This is a genomic window from Synechococcus sp. R5-13 (assembly GCF_047462015.1).
GTDB lineage: Bacteria > Cyanobacteriota > Cyanobacteriia > Thermostichales > Thermostichaceae > Thermostichus.
This window is the reverse complement of the sequence record NZ_JANSIL010000209.1, coordinates 1-8657: the sequence shown is the minus strand read 5'-3', so window position 1 is coordinate 8657 and position 8657 is coordinate 1. Positions and strand designations below refer to the sequence as shown.

General features: G+C 59.1%; 11 protein-coding genes. 8 read left to right on the top strand and 3 right to left on the bottom strand.

Annotated features, from left to right (window positions below; all coding sequences use genetic code 11):
* Nucleotides 1–167 precede the first annotated feature (167 nt).
* Complete coding sequence (locus NW840_RS13615; protein WP_414344850.1) at nt 168–1022, bottom strand: M28 family peptidase; 855 nt, start codon at nt 1020–1022, stop codon at nt 168–170.
* Nucleotides 1022–1801 (bottom strand): HAD family hydrolase, encoded by a 780-nt coding sequence (locus NW840_RS13610; RefSeq protein ID WP_414344849.1) that lies wholly within the window; start codon nt 1799–1801, stop codon nt 1022–1024. Before NW840_RS13610 ends, NW840_RS13615 begins: the two co-directional genes overlap by 1 nt.
* A gap of 119 nt (nt 1802–1920) precedes the next feature.
* Here NW840_RS13610 and lpdA point away from each other — a divergent pair, with 119 nt between their 5' ends.
* From lpdA to NW840_RS13585, 5 genes are all read left to right on the top strand, one after another.
* Nucleotides 1921–3303, top strand: a complete 1383-nt coding sequence (gene lpdA, locus NW840_RS13605; protein ID WP_414344851.1) for a dihydrolipoyl dehydrogenase — start codon at nt 1921–1923, stop codon at nt 3301–3303.
* 196 nt (nt 3304–3499) lie between these two features.
* Nucleotides 3500–4795 carry a class I SAM-dependent methyltransferase gene (locus NW840_RS13600; RefSeq protein WP_414344848.1) on the top strand — a complete coding sequence of 432 codons (1296 nt, stop codon included), beginning with the start codon at nt 3500–3502 and terminating at the stop codon, nt 4793–4795.
* A gap of 233 nt (nt 4796–5028) precedes the next feature.
* The gene (locus NW840_RS13595; protein WP_011432392.1) at nt 5029–5166 is read left to right on the top strand and encodes a hypothetical protein; all 138 of its coding nucleotides are present in this window, start codon (nt 5029–5031) and stop codon (nt 5164–5166) included.
* 94 nt (nt 5167–5260) lie between these two features.
* Nucleotides 5261–6325: an A/G-specific adenine glycosylase gene (gene mutY, locus NW840_RS13590; RefSeq protein WP_414344846.1), complete on the top strand. Its 1065-nt coding sequence runs from the start codon at nt 5261–5263 to the stop codon at nt 6323–6325.
* Nucleotides 6326–6425: 100 nt separating this feature from the next.
* Nucleotides 6426–6701, top strand: a complete 276-nt coding sequence (locus NW840_RS13585) for a hypothetical protein (protein ID WP_011432394.1) — start codon at nt 6426–6428, stop codon at nt 6699–6701.
* 58 nt (nt 6702–6759) lie between these two features.
* Here NW840_RS13585 and NW840_RS13580 read toward each other — a convergent pair whose 3' ends face one another.
* Nucleotides 6760–7092: a hypothetical protein gene (locus tag NW840_RS13580; RefSeq protein ID WP_011432395.1), complete on the bottom strand. Its 333-nt coding sequence runs from the start codon at nt 7090–7092 to the stop codon at nt 6760–6762.
* A 153-nt stretch (nt 7093–7245) separates the two neighbouring features.
* On the opposite strand from NW840_RS13580, the gene rnc reads away from it, so the two are divergent.
* The 3 genes from rnc to NW840_RS13565 form a co-directional block, all read left to right on the top strand.
* Nucleotides 7246–7968 carry a ribonuclease III gene (gene rnc, locus NW840_RS13575; RefSeq protein WP_414344844.1) on the top strand — a complete coding sequence of 241 codons (723 nt, stop codon included), beginning with the start codon at nt 7246–7248 and terminating at the stop codon, nt 7966–7968.
* Nucleotides 7965–8192, top strand: a complete 228-nt coding sequence (locus NW840_RS13570) for a hypothetical protein (protein ID WP_414344842.1) — start codon at nt 7965–7967, stop codon at nt 8190–8192. The genes rnc and NW840_RS13570 overlap by 4 nt, the downstream gene beginning before the upstream one ends.
* Before the next feature lie 185 nt (nt 8193–8377).
* Nucleotides 8378–8657, top strand: a 280-nt coding sequence (locus NW840_RS13565; RefSeq protein ID WP_414344840.1) for an IS607 family transposase, incomplete at its 3' end; no start/stop codon positions are given.

Genomic DNA, 8657 nt, shown 5'->3' with positions numbered 1-8657 from the left:
CTTCCGCATTCCTCCCGACACTGACCCTACGGGTACAGTGCGGGGCTCCTGCGATTTCTAGCTGAGGATGCCAACTCTACCCTTACCCCCAGCCTCCTTCCAGAGAGAGGGGAGTTAGGACTTAACGCACGCTACTTGTTGTTGAACGACTGTGGTGTTTGGAAGAGCTACAGCGAGCGGATCCCGGCCATCAAGCCCTGGCAGACCCCCGTCAGGAAATCTGGATCTAGGGTTTCCAAGGTATCGCTCAGCTTGTGGTAGTGGGGGTTGCGCAAGAAAGCGGTGTCGGTAACCATAACGGCGGCGTAGCCCGCATCCCAAAAGGGGGAGTGATCGCTCAGGCGAGTGGCAGGCAGGATTAGGCCCTGCTGCCCGGCCAGCAGCCAGCAACAAGGGATCCCCGCTTTCTGAAAATCATGCTGCAGCTTGAGCAGATCCCCCCAGGTGGGCCAGTTGCCGATGAGACCGATGTAATCTCCCCGGTTGGGGTAGAGCTTCTCAAGGCCGGCGGGATAGTCCTGGGATCCGGGGGCGGGATCCCGGTAGCCCAGCATCTCCAACGACAGCATTAGCCGCAGGGGCTGGCGCTGTTGTCTGAGAAAGCGGGCGTAGGCCCTGCTGCCTATCATCCCCCGCTCTTCCAGGTCGAAGGCCACCAGCCACAGAGGAGAAGGGGCAGGGTCAGCAGCAAAATGGCGGGCCAATTCCAGCAGTACCGCCACGCCGCTGGCGTTGTCGTCAGCCCCGGGGGTGGCCGGCGCGGCGTCGAAGTGGGCCCCGATTAAAATGGGCCTGCGGCCAGGCTGGGATCCGGGCAACTTCAAGATCCAGTTGCAGTGCTGGCGGCCGTTGGCCTCAAAGGGGAAAGGCTCCACCGGGCCGCACTCGGAAAGCTGTTTTTGGATATACTGCTCCACCTGCCGGTGGCCCAAAGGCGACCAGTCGGGATCGCGGGGCCGAGCCACCTGGCGCAGATGGGCTTCTAGGCGCCGCTGCAGGTCTTCGCTCCCCACCTCCGGCATCAGTTTTCTACCTCAGAGTGGATGGCTTGGGCGTGAACCTGGCGGGCTAGCTCCAGGCTGAAGTAACTGTGGGATCCCGCCCTTCCTGCCAACACTTGAAAAGGCAGATCGGGCTCTCCCAAATGATCCAGCACCAAAGCTGCCCCAGAAAAATCCTGATCTCGAGTGTAATCGTTAACCGTCACCACGGTGGGGACACCTGCCTGCTGTGCCGAGCGCAGCCCGTTCTCCGAGTCCTCAAAGGCCAGGCACTCCTGGGGATCTAAGCCCATCCGCTCCAAGGTGTAGAAGTAGATGTCGGGGGCGGGCTTTTTGGCGGGGACAATATCGCCGGCAGCGATCACTTCAAACCAGCTTAGGCTCTCCGGCAGTGTGTGCTCCAAAAGGGCTGTTACATTTTCCGGCGTGGTGGTGGTGGCAATGGCCAAGCGGATCCCAGCAGCTCTGGCCTCCTGCAGGAGGCGCTTCACCCCTGGGCGGAGTGGGATCCCCCCTTGGGCCAACAGGGCAGTGTAGTGGCGGGTTTTGGCCTGGTGCAGCCGGGCAATGAGGGCATTTAAATCTTCACCAGGGGGTAGCGGCGGCTGGCAGGTTGCAACGAAATGGCGAATGCGCTCTTTGCCCCCCGTAATGGCCAGGAGTTGGCCGTAGAGCTCCACCGACCAGTGCCAGTCCAGCCCTGCCTCGGCAAAGGCAGCGTTAAAGGCCACGCGATGACCATCCCGCTCCGTGTCCGCCAGCGTGCCGTCCACATCGAAGATCAAAGCTTGGAGTGTCATGTGTACCCCCACCCGCCTACAAGCGACTCTATGCTACTGCATGGCTTGGGTGCCCCTAGCCAGGTTTCTGGGAAGGCCAACAAGGTGAGAAAATGAAGCACCGGTTATCCAATCTCGCCATGAGCTTCGATTTTGACGTAATCATCATCGGTGCTGGCGTTGGCGGCCACGGCGCTGCTTTGCATGCTGTCGAATCCGGCCTGAAAACCGCCATCGTCGAAGGTGCAGAAATGGGCGGCACCTGCATCAACCGCGGCTGCATCCCCTCCAAGGCTCTGCTGGCCGCCTCAGGACGCCTGCGGGAACTGCAACATAGCTCTGGGCTGGGCATCCAAGTGGGATCCGTCCAGGCTGACCGGGGAGCGATTGCCGCCCATGCCGCCCAGGTGGTGGAGAAAATCCGCGCCGACATGACCCGCTCCCTGGAGAGGCTGGGGGTAACAATCCTGAGAGGGCGGGGCAAGTTGGTGGCACCCCAGCAGGTGGAAGTCCAGGAAGAGAAGGGATCCCACACCTACACGGCACAGGATGTCATTCTCGCGACGGGCTCCCGCCCCTTTGTGCCCCCCGGCATCGAGGTGGATGGGCGGACGGTGTTTACCAGCGACGAGGCGGTGCGGCTGGAGTGGATCCCGGAGCGCCTAGCGATTATCGGCAGTGGCTACATTGGCCAGGAGTTTGCCGACATCTACACCGCCCTGGGATCCCAGGTCATCCTCATCGAAGCCCTGGAGACCCTGATGCCGGCCTTTGACCCCGATATTGCCCGCCTGGCCCAGCGGGTGCTGATTAAGCCCAGGCAAATCCAGACCTACGTGGGGATCACGGCCAAGCAGGTGATCCCTGGCCAGCCAGTAACGATTCACCTCTCCAACGGCGAGACGCTGCAGGTGGATGGCTGCTTGGTGGCTGCCGGTCGGATCCCGGTCTCAGAGGGGCTGGGCTTGGCCGAGCTGGGCATCGACACCGGCAAACGGGGGTTCATCCCCGTCGATAGCCGCATGGCCACCGATTTGCCTCACCTCTGGGCCATTGGGGATGTGACAGGCAAAATGATGTTGGCTCACGCGGCGGCAGCTCAGGGGAGAGTGGCCGTGGAAAACATCTGTGGCCGTACTGCCTACATGGACTACCTCAGCATCCCGGCCGCGGTGTTCACCCACCCGGAAATGGGTTTTGTGGGGCTGACCGAACCTCAGGCCAAGGAGGAAGGCTACAGCGTGGGCACGGTGCGCACCTACTTTGGCGGCAACTCCAAGGCCATTGCTTCGGGAGAGACAGAGGGCATGGTCAAGCTGGTCTTTGACAAGAGCACCGGCCTACTGCTGGGATCCCATATCTTCGGGCCCCATGCGGCGGATTTGATCCACGAGGCAGCTCAGGCCATTGCTCGCCGGGCCACGGTGCGAGAACTGGCCGGCTTGGTGCACGTTCACCCCACCTTGGCAGAGACGCTGGAGGAAGCCTACAAGCGGGCAACTCACGCTCTGGCAGGGCCTTAGCCAACGGCTCGGCAGAGGGTCGCCTGCCTCACTCGGTTTTGTGAGGACTCCGTCCCGCCCGCTCTGCCTCCGGCGGGGTTTACAACCAGGCTGTGAAGGGCCAGGTTCTCAGACGGGCAACCCAGCAAGATCTCCCGGCTCAAAGCGTCAAGAAGACCTTAGGATGGGGGGGAACGCGTGGGAGGAAGTGCTTTTGGTGAGCGAAGCCGAGATTACCCGGGCGGTGCAGGCCCAGTACGAGACGTTCCCCTATCCTCCTATTCCTTACGACCGGCCCTTTGAGGGCTTCTCCAGTCTGGGCAGCTATACCTTGGCGCAGTACGCCCGCACCCGCACCTTGCAAGAGCCCACAGGATCCAGGTTTTTGGTGGCCGGGTGTGGCACCGGCTGGGAAGTGCATGGCATTGCCGCCAGCAACCCCGGCTATGGTTCGGTGGTCGGGATCGACATCAGCCGCCCGGCCCTGGAGATGGCCCAGAAGCGAATTAAGCACCACGGCCTACGCAACTGCTCCGTGCAGTACGGGGATCTGCTGGATCCCTCTACTTGGCCCGAAGGCAGCTTTGACATGATTAGCTCCTACGGGGTAATCCACCACACTGCCGATCCCGTCAAGGCTTTGAGGAACTTGGCCTCGCGCCTAGCTGCCGACGGGGTGATGGCTCTGATGCTCTACAACCGTTCCGGCCGTTGGCATCTGTACCGCATTCGGCGAGCCTTGGAGTTGTTGGGCATCACCCCACCTGCAACCCCAGAAAAGATCGAATTTGTGCGGCAACTGCTGAAGGGAGCCAGCCCCAATTCCCTTTTGGCCAAGCACGCCAAGGCTCACCAAGAATACTATGGACAAGATGAAAACATTGTCGATAATTTCTTCCATGCCAATGATATTCCTTTCGACATCGGCGAGATTCCCGACTTGCTTGCCCAAGCCGGGCTGGAGTTTATCGATGTAGCCCCCTACTTGGACTATTGGAACGCCAGGCCGTTGATTGCCGCCACCCACCCGGAGTTCCATCGCCGCTACGAGGCCCTTGCTCGCATCGACCAACTGCGGGTCATGGAGTATCTGGAGCCCCTATATCACACGCAAAATCTCTTTTGGTGCTGCCATCAAGGTCAAAAGATAACAACTTGGGATCCCTTTACAGTCGAATTTTTTAAGAGCTCCCGCTGGCAGCTCAACCCCTTGTTTGTCCGCTATGGCAGCGTGCGCTACTGGGATCAAAAAATCCCCTTTTCAGATCTGTTGGGCAAGCTGGATCCGGCCCAGATCCTGACCCAGAAGATGGATATTTTCTGGCCTATCGCCCGGATCCCTGGCAAGATGATGGCCTCTACCCGCTACCAAGTGGTGGAGCTGCTGCTGCCCTTGGCCAATCAAGCCCGTTCTGGCGCTGAGATCCTGGCTGCCCATGAAGAGAGAGCCGACCACCTTCTCAACCTATTTCGACAGTGGGAAGCAGACCGGTTAGTCCTGCGGGTTGCCTAGCTTCTGGTTATTCCAAACAGTCCAAATCACCAGGGTCAAAGTCTGTTCCATGCTAAGGTTGTATCATGCATGACCGAGGACGGTGCTTCTCCCCAGGCATGTTTGCGCCGGCGGTGCGGAGCACCTCTACTGGGACATCTTCGCCACAGCTTTCCCTGTGAATAGAGCTGGCAGATCTGGATCCCGATCAACATCCCTGACAACCCCAACGCCAGAGCTGGTAGGAGGCAAGGATGGCTGACTACAATCGCGGCATTATGAAGTTCAAGGGGGCGGATAGCCCAATTGTCGTTTTGATCTCGGCAGGAATTGTGGCCGGTGTGGTTTCGGCCCTGATCTGGTGGGCTTTGCACTTTGCTTACGCGGCTTGAGTCTCAGCCTCTTCCAGAAGCTAAGGGCAGCTTTTCCTGCGCTGCAAGCCTCCCGGACAAGGTAGGGAATTGGGACGAGGCTTCTTTGCAACGCTTGCGGCAGTCTCTTCAACGTTGGTACCGTGAACACGGGCGGGATCTGCCCTGGCGCCGCACCCGGGATCCCTACGCCATTTGGGTTTCGGAAGTGATGTTACAGCAGACCCAGGTGGCAACGGTCATTCCCTACTTTCAGCGCTGGATGCAGACCCTGCCTGGGATCCCAGCACTGGCGGCAGCCCCCCAGCAGCAGGTGCTGAAACTGTGGGAGGGCCTAGGCTACTACCGGCGGGCCCTGAACTTGCACAAAGCTGCCCAAATTTTGATGCGGGAACGGAACGGCGAGTTCCCCAGGGATTTGGAGCAGGTGCTGGCTCTGCCGGGGATCGGGCGCACCACGGCTGGCGGCATTCTCAGCGCTGCCTTCGATCAGCCTTTGCCCATTTTGGATGGCAACGTCAAGCGGGTGCTGGCTCGCTTGGTGGCTTTGCAGCAGCCTCCGTCCCAGTGTCTGTCCCTGCTGTGGCAGCTTTCCCAGCAATTGTTGGATCCCGTGCAGCCGCGGGCTTTTAACCAAGCCCTGATGGATTTGGGGGCTACCGTCTGTCGTCCCAAAAAGCCTCACTGTGGCCGGTGCCCTTGGCAAGCGGATTGCAGCGCCTACAATCGAGGTCAACACCAACAATTGCCTATGTCTGCACCCCGTGCCTCCCGTCCTCATAAGCAAATCGCGGTTGCCATTGTTCTGCGGGGAAAAGAAATCCTTATCGATCGACGGTTGGAAAGCTCGATGCTCAGTGGGCTGTGGGAGTTTCCCGGAGGGAAAATCGAGCCGGGAGAAACGGCTGCCGAGTGTGTAGTGCGGGAGGTGAAGGAAGAAATCGGCATCGATATCGAGGTGGTCGCGCCGCTGGCCACCATCGAACATGCCTACACCCATTTCACCGTTACTCTTATTGCTTTTATCTGCCGCTACCTGGGCGGAGAAGCCCAAGCCCTGCAATGTAGTGAGGTGCGCTGGGTTAGCCCGGCGGAGCTGTCGGAATTTCCCTTCCCAGGGGCCAATCAAAAGTTGTTTCCCCACTTGTATGCTTGGCTGGCAGAGCATGGCAACCCATGATGAACCCACCCAATCCGCCAAATGGCTTAGACCCTTCTGGAACGTTTGCCCCAAGACATTCGATAGGATAGTAGATGTCCTGCTGCCGTGAGCTACGGATATGCTTGTCACTCTGGAAAAAGCTGGGGAGATTCTGGCTAAGGGATCCCATACAGCCATCACAACCACAGATGGCAAGATCGCGCTGGTGCCCAAGGGAAAAGAAACCCTCAAACTGACGGCCAACGAAGCCATTAACCTAATGTTTTACGTCGTCCGCTCCGCTGAACCGGCAGAGACGGTGATGGCCCAACTGGAGGAGGCAGTTGCCAAAGCTCAAGCCCCCGATCCAGCCGAGGAACGGGCCAGAAAATATCGAGAACTTCGTGGCATCTAAACGGATGGGCACTCGTGCCGGTTGGATCCCTTCGCCAACTGGAGAGAGACTCCAAAACTTAAAAGCAGGAGGAGCTGAGGGCGACAAACTTCCCATCGGTGGTCCACCCCAGCAACATTGGCTCCTGCGGTTGAATGGCCCGTCCGGTGAGAGCACAGCATTGGGCTTGGTGGGCCGTGGCCGGGAAGCTGGCCCGAATATCCTCAGGACTGAGGGTGGCAGCCCCTTGAGAGTGACGCAGGACATAACTCCAAAGAATTTCCCGTATAAGGGCCTGGTAACCCTGATTTCCGGCCAGCGCCTTCAGCCGCTGCTTCAGCTCACGTTCCAGCCGAATGCTGGTCACTTCCATCTGGGTCGTGGGAATGGGGGAATTGGCGCGAATGGGCACGCAGGGATCCTCCCTCGAAAAGCCTATACTACTCCTGTAGCATAGCTGGCTTACCGCCTGAGCGGGGATCCCGGCCTGGGTGAGATGGCTCAGGTCAAAATGGGCCTAAGCTGTGCAGCTCTGACCGCTGAGGCAACATCAGCACCTGAGTGTATGGTTGAGTTGATCCCGTCCCGCCGTCGTGCCTTGGAGCATTTGCTGGCTCGTCTTGGATTCAGGGATCCGGCTTTGCTGGAACAACTGCGTTGGGATCTGCTGGATCAGGCTCTGATTCACCCTTCTCTGGATGGCCGACGGAACAACGATCGGCTGGAGTTGTTGGGGGATTCTGTCCTGCGGATTTTGGTTACGGAATTCTTGTTTCAGTCCTATCCCCATCTGTCGGTGGGAGAGCTGACCGCGATTCGCTCTGACCTGACCAGCGATGCTCACCTGGCAGAACTGGCGGATCTGCACGGCTTGGATCGCTACCTGGAGGTGGGATCCAGCTCGCAAAACGACTTGGCCGGGCGGGGTCGGCGGCTGGCGGATGCTTTCGAGGCTCTCCTGGGAGCCTTTTATCTCAGTTGGGGTATTTACACGCTGCCCAGGCTGCATCCCTGGCTGGATCCCTACTTACACCGACGAGTGGAGCAATGGTTCCAAGACCCCACTCGGCGCAACCCCAAAGCAGCCTTGCAAGAACTGACCCAACGCCTTTGGGGTAGCCTGCCCGAATACCGCCTGGTGGCCGCCCAGGAGCATCCCCCTCATTTCACCATGGAAGTTTGGGGGCAAGGGCGGTGCTGGGGCCGCGGTGAAGGTCGCTCGAAAAAGGCTGCGGAAATGGCCGCCGCTGCTCAAGCCTACGAACACTTGCAGTCGGAGAAGACATGAGAGGCAACCACCGCTACGAGTTGGCCAGTTGGTTGTTTTTGCTGGGGAGTGGCCTGTTTGCGGTGAGCGAGGTGATGACCTTGGGCAGTGACCCCTCTCTGTGGGATCCAGCAGCTCCAGCCTTTCTCAATCTCAAGGTTGTCCAAACCCTGCTGGGGATAGGAGCCAGCCTCCTGTTCGTCGTAGGTAGTGCTCTGTTCATCCTCGATGCCCGTCACCGCTGAGATGTGCACCCTACCCAAAACCACAGCAGCCCTTCTCCGAGAGCAACAGAGGCGAATAGATGAGAAGCTTGCTAATAAGGACTTCTTCCGGCTACGGGATCCGCAGGCGAGAGCATGACTCTAGTCAATGATACGCTGGACTATACTGAAAGTAATGTACAGTATGTTCAGTATGGCTGCTTGGTATGGCTAGGTATGTAAAACCGAGAGAAGCGGCGGATTATTTTGGGGTGTGTCTCCACACTTTGAGGCGATGGGAACAGAAAGGCTGGATCAATGCAATACGTACACCATCCGGTAGGGCGAGAAGGTATGACCTCGACAGCTACATCAAAACGCCCAGAAAGGCCAAACGAGTCGTTTTGTACGCCCGAGTCAGCAGCCGAGAGCAGAAACCAGACTTGGAGAGACAGATTGCAAGACTGGTTAACCTCTATCCTGGAGCCGAAGTGGTCGGAGAGGTTG